This window comes from Chryseobacterium cupriresistens (assembly GCF_046614675.1).
Classification (GTDB): Bacteria; Bacteroidota; Bacteroidia; order Flavobacteriales; family Weeksellaceae; genus Chryseobacterium; species Chryseobacterium cupriresistens.
Genome location: NZ_JBKKJT010000002.1, coordinates 791973 through 817366, shown reverse-complemented (window position 1 = coordinate 817366; position 25394 = coordinate 791973). Strand labels below are relative to the sequence as shown.

The 25394-nt window shown below is 37.0% G+C and carries 30 protein-coding genes and 1 riboswitch; of the genes, 11 read left to right on the top strand and 19 right to left on the bottom strand.

The window, feature by feature from the left end; translation table 11 throughout:
• Positions 1 to 5: 5 nt before the first annotated feature.
• From ACLI50_RS08950 to namA, 9 genes are all read right to left on the bottom strand, one after another.
• Entirely contained in the window at positions 6 to 494 is a 489-nt protein-coding gene (locus tag ACLI50_RS08950; RefSeq protein WP_395974631.1) for a DUF4280 domain-containing protein, read from the bottom strand.
• Between the two features lie 29 nt (positions 495 to 523).
• Complete coding sequence (locus ACLI50_RS08945) at positions 524 to 1567, bottom strand: hypothetical protein (RefSeq protein ID WP_395974633.1); 1044 nt, start codon at positions 1565 to 1567, stop codon at positions 524 to 526.
• Positions 1568 to 1618: 51 nt separating this feature from the next.
• A complete protein-coding gene (locus tag ACLI50_RS08940; RefSeq protein WP_395974635.1) occupies positions 1619 to 3031 on the bottom strand; it encodes a T6SS phospholipase effector Tle1-like catalytic domain-containing protein in 1413 nt (470 codons plus the stop codon).
• Between the two features lie 34 nt (positions 3032 to 3065).
• Positions 3066 to 4040, bottom strand: a complete 975-nt coding sequence (locus ACLI50_RS08935; RefSeq protein WP_411413592.1) for a DUF2931 family protein — start codon at positions 4038 to 4040, stop codon at positions 3066 to 3068.
• A gap of 61 nt (positions 4041 to 4101) precedes the next feature.
• On the bottom strand, positions 4102 to 4272 hold the full coding sequence (locus tag ACLI50_RS08930) for a hypothetical protein (protein ID WP_156106421.1): 171 nt from the start codon (positions 4270 to 4272) through the stop codon (positions 4102 to 4104).
• Position 4273: 1 nt separating this feature from the next.
• On the bottom strand, positions 4274 to 6205 hold the full coding sequence (locus ACLI50_RS08925; RefSeq protein WP_411413591.1) for a type VI secretion system Vgr family protein: 1932 nt from the start codon (positions 6203 to 6205) through the stop codon (positions 4274 to 4276).
• A gap of 147 nt (positions 6206 to 6352) precedes the next feature.
• Complete coding sequence (gene tssD, locus ACLI50_RS08920) at positions 6353 to 6757, bottom strand: type VI secretion system tube protein TssD (RefSeq protein ID WP_002977458.1); 405 nt, start codon at positions 6755 to 6757, stop codon at positions 6353 to 6355.
• Between the two features lie 267 nt (positions 6758 to 7024).
• A complete protein-coding gene (locus ACLI50_RS08915; protein WP_110011373.1) occupies positions 7025 to 7303 on the bottom strand; it encodes a DUF2752 domain-containing protein in 279 nt (92 codons plus the stop codon).
• A 28-nt stretch (positions 7304 to 7331) separates the two neighbouring features.
• Complete coding sequence (namA, locus tag ACLI50_RS08910) at positions 7332 to 8384, bottom strand: NADPH dehydrogenase NamA (RefSeq protein WP_411413590.1); 1053 nt, start codon at positions 8382 to 8384, stop codon at positions 7332 to 7334.
• 99 nt (positions 8385 to 8483) lie between these two features.
• On the opposite strand from namA, the gene ACLI50_RS08905 reads away from it, so the two are divergent.
• Positions 8484 to 8966: a cytidine deaminase gene (locus tag ACLI50_RS08905; RefSeq protein WP_110011371.1), complete on the top strand. Its 483-nt coding sequence runs from the start codon at positions 8484 to 8486 to the stop codon at positions 8964 to 8966.
• A gap of 276 nt (positions 8967 to 9242) precedes the next feature.
• On the opposite strand, the gene ACLI50_RS08900 is transcribed toward ACLI50_RS08905, so the two are convergent.
• The 7 genes from ACLI50_RS08900 to ACLI50_RS08870 form a co-directional block, all read right to left on the bottom strand.
• On the bottom strand, positions 9243 to 9554 hold the full coding sequence (locus ACLI50_RS08900) for a barstar family protein (RefSeq protein WP_202838866.1): 312 nt from the start codon (positions 9552 to 9554) through the stop codon (positions 9243 to 9245).
• A 165-nt stretch (positions 9555 to 9719) separates the two neighbouring features.
• Positions 9720 to 10028 (bottom strand): GIY-YIG nuclease family protein, encoded by a 309-nt coding sequence (locus ACLI50_RS08895; RefSeq protein ID WP_343642064.1) that lies wholly within the window; start codon positions 10026 to 10028, stop codon positions 9720 to 9722.
• 65 nt (positions 10029 to 10093) lie between these two features.
• Positions 10094 to 10597 carry a ribonuclease domain-containing protein gene (locus tag ACLI50_RS08890; protein WP_411413589.1) on the bottom strand — a complete coding sequence of 168 codons (504 nt, stop codon included), beginning with the start codon at positions 10595 to 10597 and terminating at the stop codon, positions 10094 to 10096.
• A gap of 52 nt (positions 10598 to 10649) precedes the next feature.
• Positions 10650 to 11441: an NAD(+) synthase gene (gene nadE / locus ACLI50_RS08885; RefSeq protein WP_202838863.1), complete on the bottom strand. Its 792-nt coding sequence runs from the start codon at positions 11439 to 11441 to the stop codon at positions 10650 to 10652.
• A gap of 12 nt (positions 11442 to 11453) precedes the next feature.
• Positions 11454 to 11987 (bottom strand): GNAT family N-acetyltransferase, encoded by a 534-nt coding sequence (locus tag ACLI50_RS08880; RefSeq protein ID WP_202838862.1) that lies wholly within the window; start codon positions 11985 to 11987, stop codon positions 11454 to 11456.
• Positions 11984 to 12514, bottom strand: a complete 531-nt coding sequence (locus ACLI50_RS08875) for a GNAT family N-acetyltransferase (protein ID WP_202838861.1) — start codon at positions 12512 to 12514, stop codon at positions 11984 to 11986. The genes ACLI50_RS08880 and ACLI50_RS08875 overlap by 4 nt, the downstream gene beginning before the upstream one ends.
• Positions 12515 to 12523: 9 nt before the next feature.
• Entirely contained in the window at positions 12524 to 13162 is a 639-nt protein-coding gene (locus tag ACLI50_RS08870; protein ID WP_411413588.1) for a leucine-rich repeat domain-containing protein, read from the bottom strand.
• Positions 13163 to 13214: 52 nt separating this feature from the next.
• Between ACLI50_RS08870 and gldB the strand changes: the two genes are divergently transcribed.
• The 10 genes from gldB to ACLI50_RS08820 all read left to right on the top strand — a co-directional run bounded on the left by gldB (position 13215) and on the right by ACLI50_RS08820 (position 20547).
• The gene (gene gldB, locus ACLI50_RS08865; protein ID WP_202838859.1) at positions 13215 to 14198 is read left to right on the top strand and encodes a gliding motility lipoprotein GldB; all 984 of its coding nucleotides are present in this window, start codon (positions 13215 to 13217) and stop codon (positions 14196 to 14198) included.
• 32 nt (positions 14199 to 14230) lie between these two features.
• Positions 14231 to 14554: a gliding motility protein GldC gene (gldC, locus tag ACLI50_RS08860; RefSeq protein WP_002977443.1), complete on the top strand. Its 324-nt coding sequence runs from the start codon at positions 14231 to 14233 to the stop codon at positions 14552 to 14554.
• 132 nt (positions 14555 to 14686) lie between these two features.
• Complete coding sequence (locus ACLI50_RS08855; protein WP_343642055.1) at positions 14687 to 15826, top strand: cystathionine gamma-synthase; 1140 nt, start codon at positions 14687 to 14689, stop codon at positions 15824 to 15826.
• 67 nt (positions 15827 to 15893) lie between these two features.
• Positions 15894 to 16343 carry a GNAT family N-acetyltransferase gene (locus tag ACLI50_RS08850; RefSeq protein ID WP_343642053.1) on the top strand — a complete coding sequence of 150 codons (450 nt, stop codon included), beginning with the start codon at positions 15894 to 15896 and terminating at the stop codon, positions 16341 to 16343.
• A gap of 82 nt (positions 16344 to 16425) precedes the next feature.
• On the top strand, positions 16426 to 16938 hold the full coding sequence (locus ACLI50_RS08845; protein WP_343642051.1) for a DinB family protein: 513 nt from the start codon (positions 16426 to 16428) through the stop codon (positions 16936 to 16938).
• Between the two features lie 236 nt (positions 16939 to 17174).
• Positions 17175 to 17375 (top strand): hypothetical protein, encoded by a 201-nt coding sequence (locus ACLI50_RS08840; RefSeq protein WP_343642047.1) that lies wholly within the window; start codon positions 17175 to 17177, stop codon positions 17373 to 17375.
• A 6-nt stretch (positions 17376 to 17381) separates the two neighbouring features.
• On the top strand, positions 17382 to 17978 hold the full coding sequence (locus tag ACLI50_RS08835; RefSeq protein ID WP_110011359.1) for a hypothetical protein: 597 nt from the start codon (positions 17382 to 17384) through the stop codon (positions 17976 to 17978).
• Between the two features lie 112 nt (positions 17979 to 18090).
• Positions 18091 to 18639 (top strand): L-threonylcarbamoyladenylate synthase, encoded by a 549-nt coding sequence (locus tag ACLI50_RS08830; protein ID WP_110011358.1) that lies wholly within the window; start codon positions 18091 to 18093, stop codon positions 18637 to 18639.
• Positions 18640 to 18746: 107 nt separating this feature from the next.
• Positions 18747 to 19091: a nuclear transport factor 2 family protein gene (locus ACLI50_RS08825; RefSeq protein WP_395974651.1), complete on the top strand. Its 345-nt coding sequence runs from the start codon at positions 18747 to 18749 to the stop codon at positions 19089 to 19091.
• 37 nt (positions 19092 to 19128) lie between these two features.
• Positions 19129 to 20547, top strand: coding sequence for a CCA tRNA nucleotidyltransferase (locus ACLI50_RS08820; RefSeq protein WP_137905791.1), 1419 nt, complete (start codon positions 19129 to 19131; stop codon positions 20545 to 20547).
• A 152-nt stretch (positions 20548 to 20699) separates the two neighbouring features.
• On the opposite strand, the gene ACLI50_RS08815 is transcribed toward ACLI50_RS08820, so the two are convergent.
• From ACLI50_RS08815 to ACLI50_RS08805, 3 genes are all read right to left on the bottom strand, one after another.
• Complete coding sequence (locus tag ACLI50_RS08815) at positions 20700 to 21758, bottom strand: YncE family protein (RefSeq protein WP_202838854.1); 1059 nt, start codon at positions 21756 to 21758, stop codon at positions 20700 to 20702.
• Positions 21759 to 21779: 21 nt separating this feature from the next.
• Positions 21780 to 23606, bottom strand: coding sequence for a TonB-dependent receptor plug domain-containing protein (locus tag ACLI50_RS08810; protein ID WP_202838853.1), 1827 nt, complete (start codon positions 23604 to 23606; stop codon positions 21780 to 21782).
• Between the two features lie 31 nt (positions 23607 to 23637).
• Positions 23638 to 23815: riboswitch (cobalamin riboswitch) on the bottom strand.
• A 137-nt stretch (positions 23816 to 23952) separates the two neighbouring features.
• Positions 23953 to 25266 (bottom strand): T9SS type A sorting domain-containing protein, encoded by a 1314-nt coding sequence (locus ACLI50_RS08805; protein ID WP_411413587.1) that lies wholly within the window; start codon positions 25264 to 25266, stop codon positions 23953 to 23955.
• Positions 25267 to 25394 lie beyond the last annotated feature (128 nt).

Genomic DNA, 25394 nt, shown 5'->3' with positions numbered 1-25394 from the left:
ATCATTTAGATTGCACCATCCTGCCCTCCTCCTGAAGGCTGGTCGTTATACATTTCTTCGGAATCTACCAGCGGATTGATCTGCTGCTGAACGTCTTTGTCGGCATTTTTAAAGTTCTGCTGGCTGGCTTCTGCTCTTTGCCCGTGGTCTATAATTTCGATGCATGGCGTTCCGGCAACAGCACACACGGCTTTGCTGTCTTCCACAATGATATATCCGCCATTGCTGAGCTGTACTTTATCATAAAAATTCTGCCATTCTGTAACCATAATTTTACATGGTGGAGGCGGACCTCCCATTTTGGTACAGTTTCCGAATGTGTTTTTTTCAAATGTGGCTGCTCCTATTTCTTTCGTAGTAACGATCAGTTTTTTGGAAGCGCTTTTATCATTGGCATATTCTTTTTGGTGTGTAAGTACTTTGAGCTTGTCCGGAGCCTGTCCGAACTGGCATTTGCATAGGGCGCCCTGTACTACAATATGTTTTTCTGCCATATTAATTTTATCTTTAGTGAAATGGTAATTTAGTTTTCATCAATTCCTGAAACTGATACTGAAATCTTTTTCTTTTCCTGCAGCATGATACTGCATTCCAGGTAAAGAGATTCCGGAAGTGAAGTTTCTCCTTTCAGATAGCTTATGAGTCTGAAAGTTCCTTCTTCATTCATCACAGGATGATCTTCTATAATCAATGAAAAAGGTGATTTTCTTATAAAATCATCAATATTTCTTTCGTCATATAACTTTCCATATCCTTCTATGGTAATCAGGCCGGTTTCTCCTTTCACCGGATCTGTTTCCAGTGTCAGTTTATATGCAGGTTCAATGGCATTATCTGTTACCGGAAAGGTTTCTGTCATCTCAGTTCTATATTCATTTCCGAAACGCTGATATATTCCAAAAAATAATGAGCGGATGAAATAATCATTTTTAATATACAGATTGATTGCTTCGGGCTGGCTGATCACTTTTTCAATCTTTCCGCAGTATTCGTCTACCGTTTCGCCATCAAATTCTTTATAGAGTTCTTCTTTTACAGCTGGCCATCTTTTGGAAAATACCTCTGCATTTTCTACGGTTTCAAACCTTCCATGTTCATCTGTACTGATCTGTAAAGGATATAAGATCCCGGAGGTTCTGTAAGCGAGCAGATCTGCAATTTCATTCACTTCTTCTTCGTTGAGATAGAGTTTTGATGTTCTGTCTATCTCAAAAAAATGATGCCCTTTTTCTGTTTTCAGCCAGCGAACTGATGTTTCATATTTTAATTCGTTTTTCGATTCTCCTTTTTCAATGGTAATAACGACACTGTATCTTCGCACTTTGTTTTCAGGCTGAAGAGTAAGGCTGTTTCCTTTTCCGAATTTAACCAGACTCTTTTGATCAGCAACCGCTGTTCTCGGAACAAAAAGCTCTTTCTGCCCGTTAAGATTGATCAGGATCATATCTTTCACAGCACAGTGGTTATTATGGAAGAGTTTTAATGCATCTTTATCCAGCCCGTACAGCGAGGCTATACTTTTTAAAGTTTCATCTTTCTGAACGGTATGTATATTATATTTCTGCATAAATGTTCCTGCTTCAATTTCTTTCTTGGTATAATACTCTTATTTAAATATTTAATGGATAACTCTTGTTCTGTTCGGTCTCGGATCCATACCTATTTTTTCTCTTCTTGCTGACCAGTGAAGGTAATGAAGACGAAGGAATCTCAAATCGTTCTGTTCTTTTACTTCTTTCTGATAAGCATCCTGACGGTCTTCCGGGACTTCGTTTCCACCATAAGCATCACGCAGCGCTTTAAAATGTTTGAAGGCATAAGGTTTGCCATTTCCCATCACATAAGTTCTGAGACGGTCTTTTATTCCTATTAAAAACTGATCATTCAAAATGGAATATTTATCATCAGTCATTTTTTTCAAGGTGATAGGAAGATTTTTCTCAATGCCGTATTCAGCCATAAAATGTAGAGGAATATAGCTGTAAGTTTTCAGCAGGTAACGGGACCCTCTCAATGATAAATAGAATCCGGGGGTAATGGTAAGCATATCTTTTTCATACCAACCTTCTGATACGAGTTCTGCTTTTAATGCTTCTAATTTGGAACTGGTTGTCCAGGATGTTTCCACTTCCTCCCACGTTTCCTGTCCGTTTTCATAGGCACCACCCACGTCGCAGTGTACACCCGGAAAAGTTTTTTCAGTTCCGATATGTACCCTTGTCAGGTCAAAGTTTTCTCTATGCTCATTTTCTGCGATGAAGTGAACTACAGTCTGGGCTTTTCCGATTTCATTCAGGCTTAATTCTTCTACATCATTGCTGAAATTGGGAACTGGTGACAGATATTTTGAATAGGAAGAAACGGTATCGTAGATTCCAAGAAATCTTACTTTTAAAACATCTACCTTTAATCCTGCTTCTTCAAGCTTAAGGCCAAGATGTCCCCATTTTGGAAGTTCTTCAGAATCAACATTTTTTCCATCATCATCTGAATAGGTGGTCACTGAAACAGCTTCATTTGCGACGGTGCGTGAACTGGCTTTATATTTTGCTTTTCCGATTTCGTATACAAAATTACGTGCTGCAGCAGCTCCACGGCTGAATCCGAATACATCGAAAGTAAGAACAGCAATCTTATCGGCTTTCTTTTCTGCTTTAATGGTTTTCACCTTTTTTACAATTTCTTCGCAGCCTTTTCTCACTTTTGATCTGATCCCGGTTTCTCCGGTCCCGAAAGCGTATCCGAGCGTTGCATCTCCTTCTTTATCCAATGTACCGATACCTTCTATATAAATTCCGAAGTTTTTATCATAGTTATCCCACATGCGGGCTACATTACTCCAGTCATTATTATAACTGGTATTGTCTTTAGCTCCACCACCATGTTTTTTATGGGCATCTGTTCCCTTTTTTCTTTCCTCTGTATTGGTTTTATTATTCAGGGTTCCGTCAAAAAAAATCCCAATGGTAATATCCAGTACTTCCTCTTTGGATACAGATGGTGTATAACTTCCAAATTGATTGTTGTGCATCGTTCTTGTTTTTAAATTGACTGAGTGAATATTATCATTCTATCTTTCGGGATACCCTGATTTTTGCTTTGGTAACTGCCAGTTTTTCTTTTTCAGATTCTAAAGAGACCAAAACCTTTGTATTGTCTTCGTTTACTTTAATGGTAAGATTGATATTTTTGTCTTTTCCTGATTTCTGAAACAAATCAAATATTTCTTTATCATCAAAAGCGTCTATCCATACTGCATATCTGTTGTTGTTTTTATCTTTCCAGTAAAAACCACAGAATTTTGGGATAGCTCTGCTTTTGTAAGTATTCTCTTTTAAGCTCTGGTCAAAAAAATTTTCCTGCTCACCGTTGTAACTGGTAAAACCAAAATCTATCCAGGCGGCTCCTTCAGGGAGAATCACGGAAGGTTTCCAGCTGTATCTTTCCCGATAAACGTTATAAATATCTGCTGGCGGATAGCCTTCTTTTTCAATTTTCTCACGAATTTCCGGCTTGAATGTCTTATAAGACGGATCTTTCAACATTCTTTCTGCAAAGCCTTCATTCAGCATATACTGAGCATTATCGTATGCTTTTTCTTTGGTGATAATGGTATCATGAGCCTGAAAAGCACCTACTTCTTTCTGGTTTCCCGGACCTTTCATCCAAAGCACAACTCTTCCTTGTGGAGCTAATCCTACCACAAAGGAATTGTAAGTGGCTTTCTTTTTTGTGTCCTGGTCTACAAACCCCTCATCCAAAAGTTTTTTGATCTTTTCTTTATCCAGGTCCCATTTTCCGGTGTAGAATTTATTTTCTACCAAAGAATACCATGTAAATTCCAGTTTATGGGGCGCACTCATGCTTTCGGTATTAACGTTCATGGTACCGCCTTCTTTACCCCAGCCTGTATTCTGTGTTCCCCAGATGGCATCAAAGCTGTAGGTAAAACCATCGGCAACAATAGCACCTTCATAGACTTCCATCGGATATTCCTCCGGGGCGGAAACGGTTCCCAGCCAGCTGTATTTTTCTTCCATTTTTTTATTCTGACAATTCGTTAATGAAAAACACCATATAAAAAGAATCAGCAGGTTATATTTACTTATGGCCATGGGACATAATCTTCTTGTTACTTGCTAAAACCAGGTTATCTCTATGGGCTTCCACATTGATTTTCTTTGCTATTTTCTCAACCTTTTTTCCTACGCTCAGATGGTAAGAATCTTTAACCGTTATGCGCAGGTTAGTTGCTGTTTTGATGATCGCCATATCAGAAGAGTTTTGATTTTTCAGCACTGTTGAATTCTACAATCTTTCCGCTTTGCATGGTCATATTTTCCAGCTCGCTGAACATGGAAATTTCACCTGCAATTTCATTGGAGGTTTCAGATTGTCTTTTGAATTCTTTTTCAATCATTTCCGTTCTGGTGTCGGAAGTTTCCGTAATATCTCCCGAAGCCGTAAGTTTCATATCTTTTCCTGCGATGGAAACAATATTATCGTTTGCGGTACTGGTAATACTTGCTCCTGCACCTATAGAAATTTCTTTTCCAGCGGTGATATTGATATTGTCACCCGCATTCAATGTAAAGTTTTTAGGTGCTTTCATACTGATATTTCCCTGTCCGTCCATATAATAGGTATTACCGCTTGGGTCAAGGATCGTTACACTTCCTTCTTCATCATTCATCAGGATCCTGATTCCGCTTCTGGTTTGAATAGACTTAAGGTGATTGTTTACACCACCTCCCAACGCTACTCCACCATGGAACATTCCTCCCATTACAAAAGGTCTGTCCGGATGGCTGTGCACAAAATTAACCATCACCTGATCCCCCACTTCCGGAATAGCTACGTATCCACGGTTTTGGGTAATCTGATCTGTTCCTCCGGCATCAGGGCTCATCATACGGATAAAATGAGTGGTATCATTGGTCTGCCAGTCAAATCTTACCTGGATTCTTCCTTGTCCTTCCGGATCTGTATTGGAAATTACAGTGGCAGTCTGTGGCTCGGCCTTCGGAATGGTGTATTCCGGCTTTGGAAGAAACCCTGTATCTGCTGCTATTCCTACGAAGCTTCCTTTATAATGACCAATGGTGTCAATTTCATGTTCTGATTCTGTAATCATGATTCTTGTGAAATAAGAGGTTTCATTGGAATCCTGTTTACGCATCTGGACGTCTGCTACGCACCCCGGGTGAAGGAAAGGAACCGTTGTATTTCCTGAAACAGAAAAAACATTCACCGCTTCACTTCCTGAAGCACTTTTCTGCGAGTATTCCACATCCAGATGTGTAGTTGCTTTAATGGGAGCAATCTGCAGAGCCGGAGTCTTATAAATAGTGTCGTTATGACTGTATGCTGTTTTTGCAAGATCACTTACGTGTTTGATGGGTGTAGACCCTGAAGTCAGCTTTTCATTTTTATTACTGTTATAACCGTAGAATTGTGGTTTGGTGTGTACCGCTTTCAGCTCAACTTTAATTTCGTTGGCGCTGCTTCCGTACGTAAGGGTAATAGGTTTATTCTGAGCGGGCAGTTTTCCGAAATGTAAAACTTCACCATCGTAGTAGAATTGTTCACCATACGCTTCAGCCATTCTTGCCAGATAGTTATAATGGGTTTCATCATACTGGCTGCTATAGATGATCTGAGAAAAATTATTGGCATCTACCCTGATATCAAAACGGCTTTTATCAATCCCCTGTTTGATCACTTCTTCTGCAATAATTCCGATATTAACCGGCTGGCTTCCTCCAAAACTCTGGATGTGCGGTGCTCCGTCAAGAAGGATGGTCGGACTGTACCCTGTAAGTACAATATTTCCCAGGCTCATATGCTCCTGACTGAATCCTACTCCGGTAATCACCCCCACAAAAGTTCGTTCCGGACTGTTATCTATATCTTTATAGGAAATAACCGCCGTAAGTCTTTTTCCGAGAAATTTATTAGCTTCCTCCAGTGAGTGGGTCTGTCTGTCTCCCAGGGTATCGTGTGCCAGTGTCAGTGTAAATTCGTGATGTCGTCTGGTACTTTGTTTAAGCTTGAAATGCTTGTAGTACTTGATAATTTTCCCTTCTATGACAAGAGAAAGCTTTACCAGACGGTTGATACCTGTGTGATGGTTTTCGGAAATACCATCTGCATTCTGCGTCGGACGAAAAGACGCCGCTTGTGAGTTTCCAGGTGTATTTGACATATTTTTAGTGATTTGATTTGTTTTTTAAACGATTATTCAACAGAAAGAGAGTTTAAAAATTAAAAACAAAAATCCTGCAGAATATAGTCCTAGGTAAAAAAAGACCGTCTTGTAAGGACAGTCTTTTATTTCTGGCTCATGAAAGACTTAGCTCATCGGCCAAAGTCCGTCATAAGATGAGTTTCCATATGTGATGCTTTCAGCACTTACTACAAAGCTGATCAGCATATTATTGCTATCAATGGCATCAAAGTCTACTTCATGCTGGATTACATATCCGTTTTCCCATTTCAGAGAGATCAATGTTCCTTCTTCGTGAGATTTATTAAAATTGATTTCTCCGCTAGTCGGTTTGTATTTACTGTTTAATAAACTTTCTAAAACATCAGATTTTTCTGTTGCTTCAATTGTTACTTTGATCAATGCGTTTGACGGGTCAGATGCTACACGTCCTGAAACATCTGTAGATCTTGACACACTATAGTTAAGCTTTAACAACTTCTGACCTTCACCTCCATTGAATTTTAAGATTCCTCTTGAATTTCCTGCCATATTCTTAAATTTTAATCATTAACGAGATCCCTGCTATAGGATTTATATAACAAAGATAAAGTTCATGTTCTAATTTAAAAAGTTTTTAAGGCACTGTTTCATAAATTGTAGTAGTTCTACGACATTTTAAAATTCTACACAACAAAACAATACAGGAATTTTAATCTAATAAATTATATTTTTTATTAAAATTTTTCCACATAACACCAAAGAAGATCAAAACACAAAATCAGCTAATAATCAAACGGTTACCGTTGATTCTAATAATTAACAATGTTTGTACATATACCCGATTACCATAATAATCAGGTTAACGACCACCATAATCATTAAAATTTTACTGTATTTTCTTTTTCTATCGATAAAACTTACCCCAAGGATCAAAAAGAATAATAATAAAGTGTATACAGCCGGATACATTTGAAACGCTTCCGAAAACTTCCCTTCAAATACCAATAGAATCGCTCTCTGAGCACCACATCCCAGACATTCTACCCCAAGGAATTTTTTACTGGGGCAGGTAAGCATGAAATCATCAATATTCATTCCTGTGGTTTTCAGATTATTGGGTTCACTAAGAAGAGATTTTGGCTCTGGTATACTGATGCGGAAAAAAGCAGTCTTCTTTCATTTCAAAAGATCCCTGAACAGCAATATAAGGATTTCTAAGAATCTCCCGTGCTACGAAAATAAGATCAGCATCCCCTTGCTGAAGGATTTCTTCGGCTTGTTCTACCCTGGTAATCAATCCTACCGCACCTGTCTTCACTTCAGCCTCATTTCTCACCTGCGAAGAAAAAGGAACCTGATAACCATCGAAAACCGGAATTTTCGCTCCATGAATATTTCCACCGCTGGATACATCTACAAGGTCTACGGAATGCTCTTTTAAAATTTTTGCCAGCGCTACACTACTCTGAATATCCCAGCCATTGTCAGCATATTCCGTTCCTGAAATCCTTACAAAAAGGGCAGTATTTTCGTCCAGTTCTTCATTAACAGCATCTACAATTTCGATCAGAAATCTGATTCTGTTTTCAAAACTGCCTCCATATTCATCCGTTCGGATATTGGAAAGCGGCGACAGAAACTGATGGATCAAATATCCGTGAGCTCCATGAATTTCGATGATATCAAATCCTGCTTTTACAGCTCTTCGGGCTGCTTTTTTAAAATTCTGAACAATCTCCTTTACCTCATCTGTACCCAGTACATGAGGAATTCTTTCCGTAGGGTGATAAGGAATAGGGCTTGGAGCTACAGTTTCCCAACCTTCTTCCACAGGAATCTGTATATTATTCCATGTTGATCCTTTTCTTCCGGCATGAGCCAGCTGGATTCCTATTTTACTTTCTGAATTTTTGTGTACAAATTCTACGATTCTTTGCAGTTTCGCTGCCTGTTCATCATTCCAGATTCCCATGCAGTGATTGGTAATTCTTCCTTTGGGTTCTACTCCTGTCGCTTCTACCATCAAAAGACCTGTACCGCCCTGCGATCTGCTTCCGTAGTGTACAAAATGGAAGTCGTTAGCCTCTCCGTTTTCACATGAATACATACACATGGGTGACATTACCCATCTGTTTTTCAACTCTATATTTCTGAATTTTATCGGTGTGTATAACATTTTTAACCATTAAAAAATTGAACTTTTCAGGGGAAGAATAAATATTGCCCACTTCATTAAAAAGAACTAATTTTACCCCCCTTTTTTAGTTGACAATATATGAAAAAAGACATACAGATCGGTTACGAATATTTTAAAAATAGCAGTGAGCTGAGCGATATAGAAAAACAATTATTTGAAAGAGCCAAAGAAGCTCGTGAGAATGCTTATGCACCTTATTCTCAATTTTTGGTAGGATGTTCCGTATTACTGGAAAACGGAGAAATCTATTCCGGGAACAATCAGGAGAATGCAGCCTATCCGTCAGGATTGTGTGCAGAAAGAACGACTGTTTTTTGGGTAGCTGCCAACTTTCCGGATGTGAAAATAAAAAAGATCTTTGTAGTAGGAGGTCCGAAAGAGTTTCATGAGAAAAACCCACCAATTCCTCCATGTGGAGCATGCCGCCAGAGTTTAATTGAGTACGAGACCAAGCAGAATGAAAATATCGACCTTTATTTCTCTAGCATGAATGAGGAGGTTGTAAAAGTGCATGCCGTGAAAGATCTGCTTCCTTTTTATTTTGATTCGACGTTTTTGTAACTAAAGCGAGATAGCAAATTGACCAAAAGATGAGATTTTTAACTAAAGTAAACTTAATATTTTAAACCCTGTTCAAGTTTGAAGCTTTTACAGGCTGCGAAGCAAAAAGTTCACATCGGCTCATCCTGAATAAACGTTACAGTGAAATAAAATAAGAAACCTAACAGGTTTTGAAAACCTGTTAGGTTTGTATGATAAGGAATAAAGATTTGAATACTATAGAATAAGGATCAGCATAAAAAAGGCTGTCTCCTGTATTGGGACAACCTTTATTTTTTATTCTTCTTCAGATTCTACATCATCATCTTCGTCTTCGTACTGCTCAAGATAGTAGCTAAAACTAAATTCTTCAACTTCTTCTTCCGCATCTTCCAGAGTAGTCAGCAGGTCTTCAAAAATTTCCAGCTGATCTACAGTCATGTTGACGAATTCTAAATGGAGCGGCATTTCCAGACTACCGGTGATGGTATCAAAAAGGGCATCAAGATTATCCCCAAAATGCTCAGGAAGCTGAATTTTCTCCTTGAGCTGGGCGTAAAAATCTTCATAGTCACCTATGTCCGTAAAATCTATATATACTGTCTTCATATTGAATTAAATTTCCAATTTTTATTGATTAAAAAAGTCTTGCATTTTTTGCGGATCTTTTCAGAGCCACTCATACAATATTTTATTTTTCAAAATTACGACTTATCACCCCTTAAATACAAATTATGCACTAGCCATTGCGAGAAGCTTAGCGACGAAGCAATCTCAGAAAACATCCATAATATCTTCAACATCCTCCGCAAGATCATTCCAATCAGGGTTTATACTATTGATTAAATCCAGTTTCTTTTGCCTGGAACCTGCTTTTATTTGTTTTTCTCTATATTTAGCATCACCTATTTCCTGAAAGGATTCCCAGTATACCAATATATATAAATTATATCTTGAAGTAAAGCTTTGAGAATAATATGATTCTTTATGCTGTTGAACACGTTTAGGCAGATTTGAAGTCACTCCTGTGTAAAGAGTAGTATGATTTTTATTCGTCATAATGTAGACAAAACCTGCTTTCATCTGTAGTTATTTTAGAGATTGCTTCGTCACTTCGTTCCTCGCAATGACCTGATGCTATTTACACATTATTGTTTTTCAAAACTTTTATAATGGTTTTTGGTAAGATAAACGTCACCATTTTGAGTGTAGATGATACGGTCAGCATTTCTTCCACCACAATGATAGTTTACATCTGCTTCAAAGTACTTTTCTCCATATGGCAAACGTCCTTCCCTGTTTCCGAATTGATCTCCGCCGATAGCTTTTCCAGGTAGTACATCACAAAGATTTCCTTGAGAAGGATTCCAACCTTGTTTCCTTGCTTCTTTTTTAGTGATATAATAATCCGGAAGCTTATGATTTTGCTTTACATAGCTGATTACCATTTTCTCCTCTGTAAGCTGATCTATAGAAACCTGACCAGATGAACTTCCATCGGAAGAAGTACTTCCGTAACTCACTGCTTCTTTTTTTACAGAATCTGACCGATCTTTCTTATTTTCAATAAAGTTTCTGTAGACATACATTACAGACATTCCGAAAAGGAGTCCCAGACATATAAAAAATACAGATCTTATTTTTCCGTTCATAACTATTATTTACTATATGATGTATTAGTCAGCTTACCAATGAATAGTATTGTTATGCTCTCCATTCTTCAGGAATATCGCAAACCGGGATAGGATCCATCTTATGTCTGGCAGCTTTATGCATTCTGTCGAAGATCAGGAACACTTCCTTATCTCTCCCTTCGTAATCTTCAGCCGTTTTCGTTCCGTATTCTTTCTGGATTTTTTCCAGTTCCGGATAACTTGCACCAATCTGTTGTTCATCTGTTCTTTCCGTATCCCAAAGTCCATCGGTAGGAATAGCCTCCTGAATGCTTTTGATAAGATTTAATCCTTTAGCAAGTTCATATACTTCAGTTTTATAAAGATCTGCAATAGGTGAAACATCTACCCCACCATCTCCATATTTTGTATAAAATCCAATTCCGAAATCTTCTACTTTGTTTCCTGTTCCACAAACAAGAAGCCCGTTCAGCTGTCCGTAATAATAAAGTGTAAGCATTCTGAGACGTGCTCTTGTGTTGGCAAAAGTCAAATTCTCATTGGGATACACCTCATCATTTACATGGAAGGTTTTATAGATCTCTTCAAAGGCCGGGGTCAGATTTACAGATATTGTTTCTACATTGGGAAATCTGGATTTAAGATCATTCATATGATCCTGTGCACGATCTACCTGATCAGCTTTCTGACGGATCGGCATTCCGATTAGTAATGTTTTCATGCCTGTCATTGCTGCTAAAGTAGAAACTACTCCGGAATCTACACCTCCGGAAACTCCGATTACATATCCGTTTACTTTAGCATTTGTAGCATAATCCTTTAACCAGCTTACAATATGATCTATTACTTTTTGTGTCTGCATTATTTATATTTTTTAGTCTATTCCAAATTCATGAGGGTATTTTACCACTCCTTTTTTATCTTTTAATCCGTCTTTTACCAATTCTACAGCCATTCCGTTTTCTTCCGGAATATCAAATGGAAAAGAAATTCCAAAATTACTTGTTTTTTTGTAACCAAAGCGCGGATAATATTTTTCATGTCCGATAAGGATTACAGATTCATATCCTAATTCTTTGGCAATTCGATGTCCTTCCAGAATCAGTTTCGTTCCGATTCCCTGATTCTGGAACTCAGGTTTTACGGAAACAGGTGCCAGTGCAAGGGATTCAAACGATTTTTCTTCATTGACAATTTTAATTTTAGTAAACAGAATATGTCCTGCAATTCTACCCTTTTCATCTTCGGCCACCAATGATAATTCCGGGATGAAAGCTTCTGAACGTCTTAGTTTTTCTACCAGAAACTGTTCCTGATGATTACTGTATTCCATTTCTCTGAAAGCTTCTTCCGTCAGCTGAAAGACCTTTTGATGATCTTCTTTTTCTTCTTTTCGTATTGTTATCATTTTTTACTGTATTTTTCACGCTTCAGTTCATACCAGAAACAGATTCCGTCGGGTTCTTCAAACTCGTCGGTTTTTTCAAAACCTAATTTTCTTAGAATATGATTGGAAGCATCATGTTCAGAATGGGCATAGGCATAAATGACTTCTGCATTTAAATCATTAAAACCATAATCCAGAGAAGCTTTTCCGGATTCCACAGCATATCCTTTTCCCCATGATTCCGGCAGAAAACGATATCCCAGTTCCAGCACATTTTTATAACCATTGGTTTCATGGGTAAGCAGTTTCAAGCCGCTCCATCCTATCAGAAGTCCGCTCTCTTTTTCTACTACTCCAAGCCTTCCTACTCCATTCTCCTCATACTGTTTCTGAATCATGCTGATGACCTTTTTTGATTCATTGATATCCGTCAAAGCCGGTACACCAATGTATTTCATAACTTCAGGATTGGAATCCAGCAAAAATATGCGTTCAAAATCTTCATCTTCGAGTTTTCTTAAAATCAGTCGTTCTGTTTCTATCATCATAATATTAGTCTATTCTTCAGCTCCAAAAATGGTTACGTTAGTTTTAGCACCCTTCTTTATATCTGTTTCTCTTATCTTATTCCCCATGATATTAAGGGTTTGTAAAGCCGGGTTGCCGGAAATATCAATTTTCTGAAGCTTGTTATGCTGTACATTCAGCTTTCTTAATACTTTAAACTGAAGCAGATTTATTATTTTTAATTGATTTAAAGATAATGTTAATTGATCAATTTTCGGAATCTCCATCAGCGAAATACTTTCCAACAAATTATTATCGAGATATAATGAACTTAAATTTTTAAGGTTTTCGGCTTTGAATGAAGAAATTTTGCATCCCGTACATGAAAATAATTCAAGCTGAGACAAATCATTAAGTACAATGCTGGAAATTCTATTATCATCGAGAACAACCATTTTCACGTTTTTAAAAAGTGACAGATCTTCTACAGAAGTAATTCCTTTCTGAACCAGGAACAGATTGGTAACCCTACCTGCTTCCGGAGATTCAAGTATTCCGTTTCTATTCAGATCAAAATTTTCCAGCACTGCTTTTTCAAAGTTTTTATCTTTAAATTCAAGGTTTTGCCCGCAGAAAAAAGAAAGCCCGGAAATAAGGCAACCCGCTGTAAATATTTTAATTTTCATCATGAATTGTGTATTTAATCCTTATTTTTGTAAACTTAAATTCCATGTAAAAATAATGAAGATTTTTAGATATATTGCGCTTTCTTTCGTTTTAGCTGCCGGGCTTGTTTCCTGCAAAAAAGAACCTGAAAATCAATGGAAGGTCGAAGTCAAACAAACTGCCGAAAAAGTTGACATTACAGATATTTCCAAAGAATTCTATAATCAGAACATTCCATTGGATCAGTTTAAAGCTCAATTTCCTTGGTTCCAGGGAAGTGTTTCTGATGCTGATTTCGAAAAAAGAAGAGCAGATGCTGAGGAGATAAAAATCTACAAGGAAGCTATCGGGAAAATAGATCAGGCAAAGCTGCAAAATGAGCTTCAGAGCTTATTTTCTCATATCAAATATTACTTTCCTCAATTTAAAAATCCAAAAGTATATCTGTTCTCATCTGCTCTACAGATGGTACAGGATCCTATATTTTATGATGAAAAAGGCAATCTGTTATTCATAGATGTAACCGGTTTTATGGGTGATGGAAATCCTAATTACAAAGGGCTGGAGTTGTATTTCCAAAAATCAATGAATCCACAGAATATTGTTCCTAAAGTATCACAGTTGTTTGCAGAAAATATTGTAACGGAATCTCCTGATCATCAGAAATTCATTGATCAGATGATTCTGAACGGAAAAGTAATGATTCTTCAGGATGCTTTTCTTCCGGATACTCCCGATTATCTGAAAATGAATTATACTCAAAAGCAGTATGAATGGGCAACCAGTAATGAGGCGAATATCTGGAATTATTTTGTAGAAAGTAATCTGATCTTCGGCGATGATCCGAGACTGGGAGAACGTTTTATTTCCCCAGGCCCATTCTCGAAGTTTTATACAGAAATTGACAATGAATCTTCACCACAAATCGGGATTTTTACAGGCTGGCAGATCTGTAAAGCATACTTTAAAGAAAAGCCTGAAACAAAGTTAACAGAGTTCCTGAAAATGGATGCTACCACAATTTTTAATCAATCCGGTTATAAACCGAAACTTAAATAATAGAAATTTTAGAATTTAGAAAAAATAGAAAAATGAGAAAGACTCAGATTACGATAGATGTAGAGCTTGATGAAAATCACGTACCGGAAAATATTACATGGAACGCTCAGGATGGCGGTATTGAAAAACAAGATACCAAAGCAACCATGATTTCCGTATGGGATGATAAAACAAGAGAAGCGTTAAGAATTGATCTTTGGACCAAAGAAATGCCTGTAGACCAGATGAAGATGTTTATCCACCAGATTTTAATATCTCTAGGAAATACGTATCAGAGAGCAACCGGAGAAGAAGATGTAGCGCAGTGGATGGAAGAAATTGCAGAAGAATTTGCGGTAAAATCTGCTATTAAGTAAAAAAATATAATTGCAGTAAGCTGCAGGCAGTAAGCGGTAAGCTTTTTGTATTCAGCTAGAGCAAATTTTAATAAAACAATCCGCTTAAGCAATATACTTTATTGTTTAATGCTAAGCCTAAAGCAAAAAATTATGAATTTTAATACAAAAGTAATTCACGGAGGGCAGCACCACGAGTCTGCAACAGGTTCTGTAAATGTACCTGTATTTTTAACCTCTACGTTTGCACAGAAGAGTCCGGGAGTACATTCCGGATACGAATATTCAAGAGCTGCCAATCCTACAAGACAGGCATTGGAAGATTCTTTGGCAAGTATTGAAAACGGAGCGAGAGGTCTGGCTTTCGGTTCCGGTCTTGCAGCCATCGACTGTGTTTTGAAATTATTAAACCCTGGTGATGAAGTGATTGCTGTAGATGACCTTTACGGAGGAACTTACAGAATGTTCACGAGACTTTTCGAAAAATATCAGCTGAAATTCACATTCGTAAATTTTGACGATGTTTCTAAAATTGCTGATGTCATTACAGATAAAACAAAACTGATCTGGGTAGAAACTCCTACGAATCCTTTGATGAAATTAGTAGATATCAAAGCAGTAGTAGAAGTTGCAAAAGGGAAAGATATTCTGGTAGCAGTAGACAATACTTTTGCTACGCCTTATATCCAGAGACCTATTGATTTGGGAGCTGACATTGTAATGCACTCCGCAACGAAATATTTAGGAGGCCATTCTGATGTGATTGCAGGAGCTCTTATTGCTAAAGATGCCGAACTGGGAGAAAAACTTCACTTTATTCAGTTTGCAAGCGGTGGTATTTTAGGTCCTCACGATTCTTATCTTGTATTGAGAGGAATTAAAACACTGGCCTTAAGAATGCAGAGACATTCGGACAATGGTCTTGCTGTAGCGAAGTACCTTGAGACACATCCAGCTGTGGATAAGGTAATTTATCCGGGATTGGAATCTCATCCACAGTATGAACTGGCAAAATCCCAGATGAAGGAATCAGGGGGAATGGTTTCATTCACTTTTAAATCTAGTAAGAAAGAAGATGCTGTCAAATTCTTGGAAAAAGTAAGAGTATTTACCCTTGCGGAATCTTTAGGAGGTGTAGAATCTTTGGCTAACCACCCTGCGTTGATGACTCACGCTTCAATCCCGGCAGAAAAACGTGCTGAACTGGGAATCACAGACGACCTTGTTCGTTTAAGCGTAGGCATTGAAGATGCAGAGGATCTTATTGCAGATCTTGAGAAAGCTTTTTCTTAACATACAATACATTAAATGAGAAGGGTTTTGATAATCCTTCTCATTTATTATAACACCAACTGATATTATGAAAAACTCAAGGAAAGCAACTATTTCCGACTTACCACAACTCGTAGAATTATTTGATCAGTACAGGATATTTTATCACAAAGAATCAGATATTCCTGCTGCTACAACCTTTCTTCAGGACAGACTTGAAAACAAAGATTCCGAAATTTTTGTTACGGAAGAAAATGGTAACCTGACAGGTTTTGTACAGCTATATCCTATATTTTCATCTACAAGAATGCAGCGTTACTGGCTGCTGAACGACCTGTATGTAAATGAAAGTCACAGAGGAAAAGGATACTCTAAAAAACTGATTGAAGAATCTAAGCAACTCTGCCGTTCCTCAAAAGCATGTGGAATTCTTTTAGAAACAGGAAAAAGCAATGATATTGGAAACCAATTGTATCCAGCCAGCGGTTTTGAGCTTTATGACTCTGTAAATTTCTACGAGTGGACGAATCATGATTAATGAGTAATTGATGCGTTACACTCACCATCCCGAATCTCAAGACCCCGAATCCCGAAAACCCGTAACCCAAACAAAAAATAATATGACCGACTTTCAAAAATACATCCAAAGATATTTAGATCAGATTCCATCAGGAAACTGGATCAATGAACTGCAGATATCAGCAGACAAAACCATCGGAATTTATTCCAACCTTACCGAAGAACAATCTAATTTTGCTTATGCAGAAGGAAAATGGACTTTAAAAGGTCTTCTACTCCACTTATCTGATACAGAAAGAGTCTTCCAATACAGAATATTAGCTTTTGCGAGAGGAGAAAAAAACAATCTTCCCGGATTTGATGAAAATGAATATGCAGAAAATTCTTTTGCAGGTGAAAGAAGCCTGGAATCTCTTTTGGAAGAATACAAACTGGTGAGAAAATCTTCACAGATTTTATTAGAAACTCTTCAACCTTCTGCTTTACAGAATACAGGAACAGCCAATGGCCATGAAATATCTGTAGAAACTATCGGAAAACTGATTATAGGTCACAATTATCACCACCTGAATATTATTGAGGAAAGGTATTTATCGAAATTGGGATGGATGTAAGAAAACGAATTCCCCTTGCCAGCCTGTTAATTTTCATAATTTCTTTTTGTTTTACAGCTTTTAAAGTTGAAGATATGGGAGAGATTAAAGATTATAAATCATTTGAAACTTTTCTTATAGGTTCGATTAGCTTTTTAGGCGGGGGCTTATTTGAATTTCTGGTATGGACAGCTAATATTTAGTTCTTTATTGCAGTGGTATTCTGTTATAAAAAATATTTTTTAATTTCTATGATATTGGCTGCAAAAGCTTTTTTAATTGCAGGAACATTTTTTTTCTGGAAGGAAATTCTGGCTGCAGAAAATGGAAGAATGGGAAGAATATACAGCTTGGAAACAGGTTATTTTTTGTGGATAGCTTCTATTGCATTTTTAATAGCTGGCTCATTATATTTATCCATAAAATCTAAATTTATCAATCATAAATTCTCATCCTGATGTGCAATGAGATCTATAAAAAATTTAAGAATCACAGAAAGTATTCAAACTGAAAAATTAGTTTTTGAAGAAAGTTCATACGATAAGTTTGATACGATCTCGATCTATTTTGGATTTTCTGCATTGGCAGGAGCTTCTCTGCTGTTATTAAAAGAAGTAGATTTTTCTTTTAATAACAGCTTCGAGTGTGCAATTCTTATAAGTTTATTCATCTGTAGCGTATATGTGCTGTATTGTAAATACACCGAAAAACATTTGAAAGAAATTAAGTTTGAAATTCCTAAAGAAGAAGCTAAAAGCAGAATCATTGAGTATGGAAAAAAACATCATCATAGAATTTCAAAGATTTCTGGGAATCTGATTTTCCTTAATGAACCGACAGATCTCTACAGTTTGGGTAAAGATTATGAACAGACAACCATTGTATTTTTTAAAAACAATGCGATTCTTTATACTTTAATTAAAGAAGGTTCAAGATCAAATTTCCCTGTCTTGATTTCACAACATCTTACCAAAAAAGATTTCAAAAAAATACTACATCCTGATTATATTGAGCCTATTAAGCGTACAACTTATTTTAATTCATTTTTTCATGGATTATAATCTTTGCATCTTGTCATAATAATCAAGCTGAAAAATCATATTTAAACCCCATTTTTTTGCCTGAAATTCTTATATTTTCTACCTTTATCCATTCTTTGAATTCACTACAATTATGGAACATATTATCGAAATATTAAAATCCGGCGGAACAATTCTTTACCCTACTGATACTATCTGGGGAATTGGTTGTGATGCCACCAATATAGAAGCAGTCAATAAGATTTTTGACATTAAAAAGCGCGAAAAAAACAAATCCATGATCATCCTTGTGGAATCTGAGAAAAGACTTCAGGATCTTGTGGATGTTCCTGAAATGGCCTGGGAAATTATTGATCTCAGTGAAAAACCGGTAACTATCGTTTACGAAAACCCAAGAGGTTTACCCAAAGAACTTCTTGCAGAGGATGGAAGTATCGGAATTCGTCTTGTAAAAAATGATTTCTGTAAAAAACTGATTACAAAACTGAACAGACCATTGGTATCTACCTCTGCCAATTTCAGCGGTGAAAAAAGTCCATTGAAATTCTCTGATATTTCTGAGGAAATAATCAGCCTTGTAGATTATGCAGTGGAAGAAGACAGAGAAAAAGTTTCAAAATACTCAGGTTCTTCGGTGATCAAAATATGGAATGACAACAGAATAAAAGTTCTTCGGGAATAAGAATTCTGAACTTTTATGTTTACTTTTTAGAGTCTTGTCAGTTCATATCGGCAGGATTTCTTTTTTTTAATTCTATCTTTGCAAACTCAACTCATAAACTATTTGCTATGAATCATCACGAATTTGCCCAAATGTGGATCAATGCGTGGAATTCTCATGATCTGGAGGATATACTTTCCCACTATTCAGATGATATTGAGATTACAACTCCTATGATTGCACTGGCTACGGGCGGTAAAGAAAGTTCTTTAAAAGGAAAAGAAGCTGTTCGTGAATATTGGAGAAAGGCATTGGATAAATTTCCTGACCTCCATTTTGATCTGATCCATTCCACAGCAGGAGTAGATTCGGTAGCATTATTTTATAAGTCGATTATGGATAAACATGCCGTTGAAGTCATGTTTTTTAATGAAGAGGGAAAAATTAGTAGAATGTATGCTCATTATGATTAATGGGTAACATACGTAGAAATTGTCACTATTATCAACGATGAAAATTAATCTTAATCAAAATAAGAATTTAAAACTATTTAAAATCATTTCTGAAGCAGCAGAAAGGAATAACCAGTCCGTATACATTGTGGGTGGTTATGTGCGAGATCTGCTGATGAACAGAAAAGCATCTACCGATATAGATTTTGTAACGGAACAAAGCGGTATTGAGCTTGCTCAGCATGTAGCTCAGGATATAGATCCGAAATTGAAGGTTTCCGTATTCAAAACTTACGGAACGGCTATGATCAAGTATAAAGAACTTGAACTTGAGTTTGTGGGAGCAAGAAAGGAAAGCTACACAGAAAACAGCCGGAAGCCAGAAGTGGAAGGCGGAAGTCTTGAAGATGACCAGAAAAGAAGAGATTTCACCATCAATGCGATGGCTATTTCTTTAAATAAAAATAATTTCGGAGAATTGATTGATCCTTTCAATGGGATTGATGATCTTGAAAAAGAAATTTTAAGAACTCCCCTGGAACCAGCACAAACCTATTCTGATGATCCGTTAAGGATGATGAGAGCAGTACGTTTTGCTTCCACTTTAAATTTTAAAATTGAGGAAAATTCTCTGAAAGCGATCCAACAGGAAGCAGAAAGAATCAGGATTGTTTCCATGGAAAGAATCATGGTAGAGTTTAACAAAATCATGATGTCTGAAAAACCGTCTATCGGATTGAGACTGATGGAACAAACCGGTCTTATGAAGCTTGTTATTCCTGAACTGATCGAACTGAAAGGCGTGGAAGAAGTGGAAGGACAAACTCACAAAGATAATTTTTATCATACGCTGGAAGTAGTGGATAATATTTCTGTGAATACCGATAATCTTTGGCTTCGCTGGTCTGCCCTTCTTCATGACATTGGGAAAGCTCCGACGAAAAAGTTTGTAGAAGGAACAGGATGGACTTTTCACGGGCATGAATTTTTAGGTTCAAAAATGGTAAAAACACTTTTCCAGAGATTGAAATTACCTTTGGGAAGTGACATGAAATATGTTCAGAAAATGGTCAAGCTTTCATCAAGGCCAATTGCGCTGATTACGGATGATGCTTCAGATTCTGCATTAAGAAGACTTTTATTTGATGCAGGAGAAGATCTGGAAGACCTTTTCACCCTTTGCAAGGCAGATATTACCACTAAAAATTCTAAAAAACAGGAGAAATTCAAAAGAAACTTTGAATATGTAGCGGTCAAGATCAAGGAAGTGGAAGAAAAAGATCAGGTAAGAAACTTCCAGCCGCCGATCACCGGAGAAGAAATTATGGAAATGTTTAATCTTAAGCCGGGCCGTGAAATTGGTATCCTGAAAGAGAAAGTGAAAGAAGCTATTCTTGAAGGTGAAATTCCCAATGAAAAAGAAGAAGCGACGAAATTTGTCATTGCTGAAGCTGAGAAACTGGGATTAACCTTATAATTCGATTTAGAAAAATATTAAAAATTCCGGCGGGATGTTCCATCCCGCCGGATTTTTTTTCTTAAGGAAACAAAGCCGGCCGGTTTCTTCGAAACCGGCCGGAAAAAAACACAAATGATGAAAAAATAAAAAATTATTTTTAGAAGTAATAATTATTGCGGGTTAAGGAAAGTTCCGTTAGCACCAAGACCACCTGTTTTAAGGGAAGTAAGCTTGGTACCCGTAGTTGCTGAATATACAGTCATTTCGCTTTCCTGAGTGAATTGTTTAACATCTGATGCAAAAATTCTACCATCAATAACATTAAATCCATAAAGCGTAAAATAAGGACCACCATCTGCAGCTGTTAATAGCGGGCTTGCAGGAACTGTTGGTGTAGCTAAACTTGTTGTATACACTTTATTGGCAGAACTGAAATAGATTTTATCATTATCAATCTGAAGATTGGTAGCACTTGGAATTCCTGTCAACGTAACTACCGGTGTCATAGCCCCTGTGCCGGAGATTTTATAGATATAAGAATCAGTAGCTGTAGAAGAAATTGTATATACATTGGATTTGTATGAAATAGTACTGTTAATCTTACCATTCGGAACAGTAAGTTCAGTTTTACTGTCATTAGAAGTATTGATATAAGTAATCATATTTCCATATCCGGAAGTAGCATTCTGCACAAAAATATTTCCACCTGCTTCTACTGCTTTATCAGCCCCGCCTGTCATCGTGATTTTGCTTACAAATGAATAGTCGGAAGCCTTATATTTTGTTACACTTGTTGCATTCGTAGAGAAGTTTAGATTAGCAACATAGATAAAATCATTAGCAAAAGCAATTCCTCTCGGGTTATCAATCTGATTAGTGATTACTCCTAATTTCTTAAATGTATAACGGTCTACTACAACAATTTTGTTTGAGTTATTGATCACAAGATAAGCCTTATTTCCATTAAGACCAATGGTCTGAAGAACGTCACCCAGAATTTCTTTATTGTTATTGTACCCATATACGTCATCCTGCTTTAAGCTTAAATCTCTTGTCAGGAATGTTACTTTAGCACCCTGGCTGTTAAAATTACCTTCATTAGAGATAAAATATCCGTTCTGGTAAGTGATCGGAGAAATTTCAAACTCGGCAGAGTCACTTGTACATGAAGACATATTAAACAATAGTACAACTGCAAATAAGACAGTTAAAAGTTTAGTTATTTTCATAATTTATTCAATTTTAATTTATTAAAAATTTATTGCTGCATACACACTATAGTTTCTTTTTGGTAAAGGATAGAAAGAAACGGTTTTATAGTAGGTATTGGTTAGATTATTCACTTTAAACCCTAAGGTATATTTTTTTGCTAAGGTGGCAGAAACTCCCATATTTAAAAGAAAATAAGGATCTATAGCTTCTGATCTCTTTTCATCACTTGTGGTGTAGGTAACACCGTTCAGCTGTCCCTGTGCATAAAACCTGAAGAAACCATATTCGTAATCTATACCGGCATTTCCCCTGTGCATGGGAACGTAAGGTCTCTGCATCTTCGTTTCTTTATCGATAGCTTTTGCATAATAGTATGCTGCATTGGCTCTGAATTTATGATTTCCCCACTGCTTGCTGAAAGACAACAGGGATTCCAGCCCGTAAGATTCGGATTTATTGACATTGTATGCCTGCCAGTATCCCATAGCCGTTGGAAGCCATACAATAAGATCTGTGATGTTCATATAGTAGGGAGACAGAGTAAGTTTGAAATCTCCCACTTTGAACTCATTGGTCATATCCACCTGAGTAGAGGTTTCCGGTCTCAGATCTTTATTTCCTCCCGGTTCATAATAAATATCATTAAATGAAGGATATCTGAAGTTTTTGGATACGTTAATACTCAGATCATACCATTTTGCGGCGTTCCATTTTCCGGAGAATGAATACATAAAAGGAGACTTTACATCTTCTACAAAATCTTTTTTGAATCCTCCTTCAAAACGCAGATCTTTTGTTGCAAAATACCGCAATAATCCTGAAACAGAACCTATATTCCTGCTGACATTGGATATTCCGCTCTCGTACCCTTCTCCTTTATTAATCTGAAATTCTCCGATGATATTAAAATTCCATTTTGAATTCAGGAAATAATTAAAATCATTTTTAAAGATATAATTTTTCCCGGTTCCTCCACTGGATTTAGGTTGGTTTAACGAACCGAAATACTGAAAATTCTCTTCCGTATAGGCTGCTTTAAGGGAATTACTGAACTTCGCTTTGTTCCAGTCCCAAGAAAGAAGACTTCTTACACTTTGAGTTGTATATTTTGTTTTTGTTCCCGTTTCCTCATATACAGGATAATGCTGTGAAGAATCAAAAAACTGGCTTTGCCACGAAACCTTATGATCGTTTGTAATTTTATAGGATGCTCCTACATTGAACGTCGTATTGTAATAATTCCCGTTTCTGTTGATGTAATTCAGATCGCTTACCTTATAATCATTTTCACTTACAGAATAATTTCCGGAGGCTTTAAAACTGAACTTATCATTGCTGTAAGAACCTTTTACAAAGTTATTATAGGTATTAAAGGAAGCCACTTCAGAGAATAAAGAACCATGGAAGCCTTTATTAAAATCAAGAGTATTATTCAGGTGAATACTTCCCCCGATGGCACCACTTCCGTACACTACACTTCCTCCACCCGCTTTGATACCGATCTGATCATAGCCGAACAAAGCAATATTATTGATATCTCCCTGGCCTAAAAAATTAGAATTGATATTAATTCCGTTCCATACGAATGCAGTCTGCTGGGCAGTTGTTCCTCTGAAAGAAGGCGAAGAAACAGCACCACGGCCATTTTCTTTAATGAAAACCTGCGACTGAAACCTCAGAAGCTCCGAAAGATTACCGGAGTTTTTTTCAGCATCTTCTGCTGTAATTGTTTTTACGGGATGAAAAAGTTTCACCCTGTTCATCTGGTTGTCGAAGACATAAATAGTGTCAATAGTTTTCTCTTGTCCAAAAAGAAAACACCCATAAGATGAAAAAAGCAGTACTAAAGATCTTTTTATATCCATACTTTTTTACTTTTCCTCCGAAAGCAATATGTTTTTAATTATAATCCTGGCAGGTCTCCTGACTTTCGCATTCTGCTCCTTCCCGTTTTTACACAGTGGCGTTTTGCAGAAACTTGTGTTGCGATTTACAGTTGCGGGGACAGTCCGGGAGTTACACCCGATTCCCTTTTCATTCCAAAATACTGGAAACCAAAATTTTTGCAAAGATAGTTTTTTATATGTATTTGCCAAAAACCAGACTTTTCTATACAAAATATGCTATCCTTTTGTTATATACACAAAAAAGAACGGCCGCTTTCAATATTGAAAACAGCCATTCATCCCACTACTTTACTATTTATATATGTTACTTTTTAATAAATTTATAAGACTCCTGTTGTACTCCTTTTACGGAATATTGTAAAATATAATCTCCTTTTGACAGGGATGAAACATCAATCTGTCCTTCTACAGTATCCAATGATTTTACCTTTTGTCCAACCATATTATAAATTTCTGCTTTCTCTATTTTTCCTTTTCCTTTAAAATACAGGATGTCAGCCACTGGATTAGGATAGATACTTGTATTGTTTTTCTCTTTCACAGCATCACTCACCGATAAAAATTCAGAAGTATCCAGGTAAAAAGCAATCATCTGCCCTGAAGCATTCGTCCCTGACCCGGCAATTTTCTTTCCGTCCTGTGAAATCGCAAGAGGAAGTCCCATTGTTACTCCATTAGTGGCAATTCCTAAAGATGCCACATAATCATTCAGGTTAATTCTCCCGGCGGCAGAGGTCCAGATAAAGCCTTCTCCTGACATGGGAGGAGCCCCAAATGCTCTGTAATACCCGATCACTTTTTTCCCATCAGCAGAAATCCCGGTGGCACCTCCTTTGAAGCTGAAAGAAGCATTAGGATGCGTTATATAAGTAAGCCCGCTCACAGCATTCCATACATAAGGATTAGGATTTGCCGAACCTATTATTGTATTTCCGTCAGCAGAAATTCCTCCTGCTTCTCCTACATGATTCCCATTATTATCTGTAATAAAACTTTCCACTCCATCCTGCCATTTTGCTCCGCTTCTTGTTCCGGTTGATTCATCCTGCCAGCCTACGATCACTGTTCCTGCTGCATTGATTGCATTTGCTCTGGAGCTGCGTCCTGGAACTATACTTCCCAGATCTACCACGCCGTTTACTTCGTCCCATTTCACAGCATGTGCATTCGCTGCGGTGAGAAAACCAAGACCAACAATAGTATTTCCATCAGTCGACATTCCCCAGGTAGAGCTTACGCTGCCATCCCATCCTGTAGGTACAAGCCCGCCTCTGTTTACCCATGTGGCCGTAGCGACATCATAAGTAGATATTTCATTGAATCCTGTTGCGGCATTGGTAACCGACGACGATATTTTGGTTCCGTCATTCGAAACAATGGTTCTGCCTGCAGCCGGATATCCGTTTGTTATAGAACCTATCTGTACGAGTCCTCCTGCAGCATTCCATTTATATATACTTCCTGCACTGGTGTGCAAGCTTACTACTCCATTATCCGATACTGCGCCTACATTATAATTTCCCAAGCCGATTACAGTAAGCTGCGCTTCTGCAAAACCAAATTTCAAGAAAAGATAAGCTATCAATATTTTCATTGACATTCTGTAAAAATTTTTCATATTTTATTATATTTAGCGTTTTGAATTGGTGAAAACAATATTAATACAACATTCACTCAATTAAAAGAAATTGACTTTCATAATTCGTGAATTTTAAAAGAGTTTAATTTTTAAAATACTAATAACCA

Coding starts and splice junctions, on each gene's coding strand:
- ACLI50_RS08950 (WP_395974631.1), bottom strand. CDS start 494: ATGGCAGAAAAACATATTGTAGTACAGGGCGCCCTATGCAAATGCCAG.
- ACLI50_RS08945 (WP_395974633.1), bottom strand. CDS start 1,567: ATGCAGAAATATAATATACATACCGTTCAGAAAGATGAAACTTTAAAA.
- ACLI50_RS08940 (WP_395974635.1), bottom strand. CDS start 3,031: ATGCACAACAATCAATTTGGAAGTTATACACCATCTGTATCCAAAGAG.
- ACLI50_RS08935 (WP_411413592.1), bottom strand. CDS start 4,040: ATGGAAGAAAAATACAGCTGGCTGGGAACCGTTTCCGCCCCGGAGGAA.
- ACLI50_RS08930 (WP_156106421.1), bottom strand. CDS start 4,272: ATGGCGATCATCAAAACAGCAACTAACCTGCGCATAACGGTTAAAGAT.
- ACLI50_RS08925 (WP_411413591.1), bottom strand. CDS start 6,205: ATGTCAAATACACCTGGAAACTCACAAGCGGCGTCTTTTCGTCCGACG.
- tssD (WP_002977458.1), bottom strand. CDS start 6,757: ATGGCAGGAAATTCAAGAGGAATCTTAAAATTCAATGGAGGTGAAGGT.
- ACLI50_RS08915 (WP_110011373.1), bottom strand. CDS start 7,303: ATGAATATTGATGATTTCATGCTTACCTGCCCCAGTAAAAAATTCCTT.
- namA (WP_411413590.1), bottom strand. CDS start 8,384: ATGTTATACACACCGATAAAATTCAGAAATATAGAGTTGAAAAACAGA.
- ACLI50_RS08905 (WP_110011371.1), top strand. CDS start 8,484: ATGAAAAAAGACATACAGATCGGTTACGAATATTTTAAAAATAGCAGT.
- ACLI50_RS08900 (WP_202838866.1), bottom strand. CDS start 9,554: ATGAAGACAGTATATATAGATTTTACGGACATAGGTGACTATGAAGAT.
- ACLI50_RS08895 (WP_343642064.1), bottom strand. CDS start 10,028: ATGAAAGCAGGTTTTGTCTACATTATGACGAATAAAAATCATACTACT.
- ACLI50_RS08890 (WP_411413589.1), bottom strand. CDS start 10,597: ATGAACGGAAAAATAAGATCTGTATTTTTTATATGTCTGGGACTCCTT.
- nadE (WP_202838863.1), bottom strand. CDS start 11,441: ATGCAGACACAAAAAGTAATAGATCATATTGTAAGCTGGTTAAAGGAT.
- ACLI50_RS08880 (WP_202838862.1), bottom strand. CDS start 11,987: ATGATAACAATACGAAAAGAAGAAAAAGAAGATCATCAAAAGGTCTTT.
- ACLI50_RS08875 (WP_202838861.1), bottom strand. CDS start 12,514: ATGATGATAGAAACAGAACGACTGATTTTAAGAAAACTCGAAGATGAA.
- ACLI50_RS08870 (WP_411413588.1), bottom strand. CDS start 13,162: ATGATGAAAATTAAAATATTTACAGCGGGTTGCCTTATTTCCGGGCTT.
- gldB (WP_202838859.1), top strand. CDS start 13,215: ATGAAGATTTTTAGATATATTGCGCTTTCTTTCGTTTTAGCTGCCGGG.
- gldC (WP_002977443.1), top strand. CDS start 14,231: ATGAGAAAGACTCAGATTACGATAGATGTAGAGCTTGATGAAAATCAC.
- ACLI50_RS08855 (WP_343642055.1), top strand. CDS start 14,687: ATGAATTTTAATACAAAAGTAATTCACGGAGGGCAGCACCACGAGTCT.
- ACLI50_RS08850 (WP_343642053.1), top strand. CDS start 15,894: ATGAAAAACTCAAGGAAAGCAACTATTTCCGACTTACCACAACTCGTA.
- ACLI50_RS08845 (WP_343642051.1), top strand. CDS start 16,426: ATGACCGACTTTCAAAAATACATCCAAAGATATTTAGATCAGATTCCA.
- ACLI50_RS08835 (WP_110011359.1), top strand. CDS start 17,382: ATGAGATCTATAAAAAATTTAAGAATCACAGAAAGTATTCAAACTGAA.
- ACLI50_RS08830 (WP_110011358.1), top strand. CDS start 18,091: ATGGAACATATTATCGAAATATTAAAATCCGGCGGAACAATTCTTTAC.
- ACLI50_RS08825 (WP_395974651.1), top strand. CDS start 18,747: ATGAATCATCACGAATTTGCCCAAATGTGGATCAATGCGTGGAATTCT.
- ACLI50_RS08820 (WP_137905791.1), top strand. CDS start 19,129: ATGAAAATTAATCTTAATCAAAATAAGAATTTAAAACTATTTAAAATC.
- ACLI50_RS08815 (WP_202838854.1), bottom strand. CDS start 21,758: ATGAAAATAACTAAACTTTTAACTGTCTTATTTGCAGTTGTACTATTG.
- ACLI50_RS08810 (WP_202838853.1), bottom strand. CDS start 23,606: ATGGATATAAAAAGATCTTTAGTACTGCTTTTTTCATCTTATGGGTGT.
- ACLI50_RS08805 (WP_411413587.1), bottom strand. CDS start 25,266: ATGAAAAATTTTTACAGAATGTCAATGAAAATATTGATAGCTTATCTT.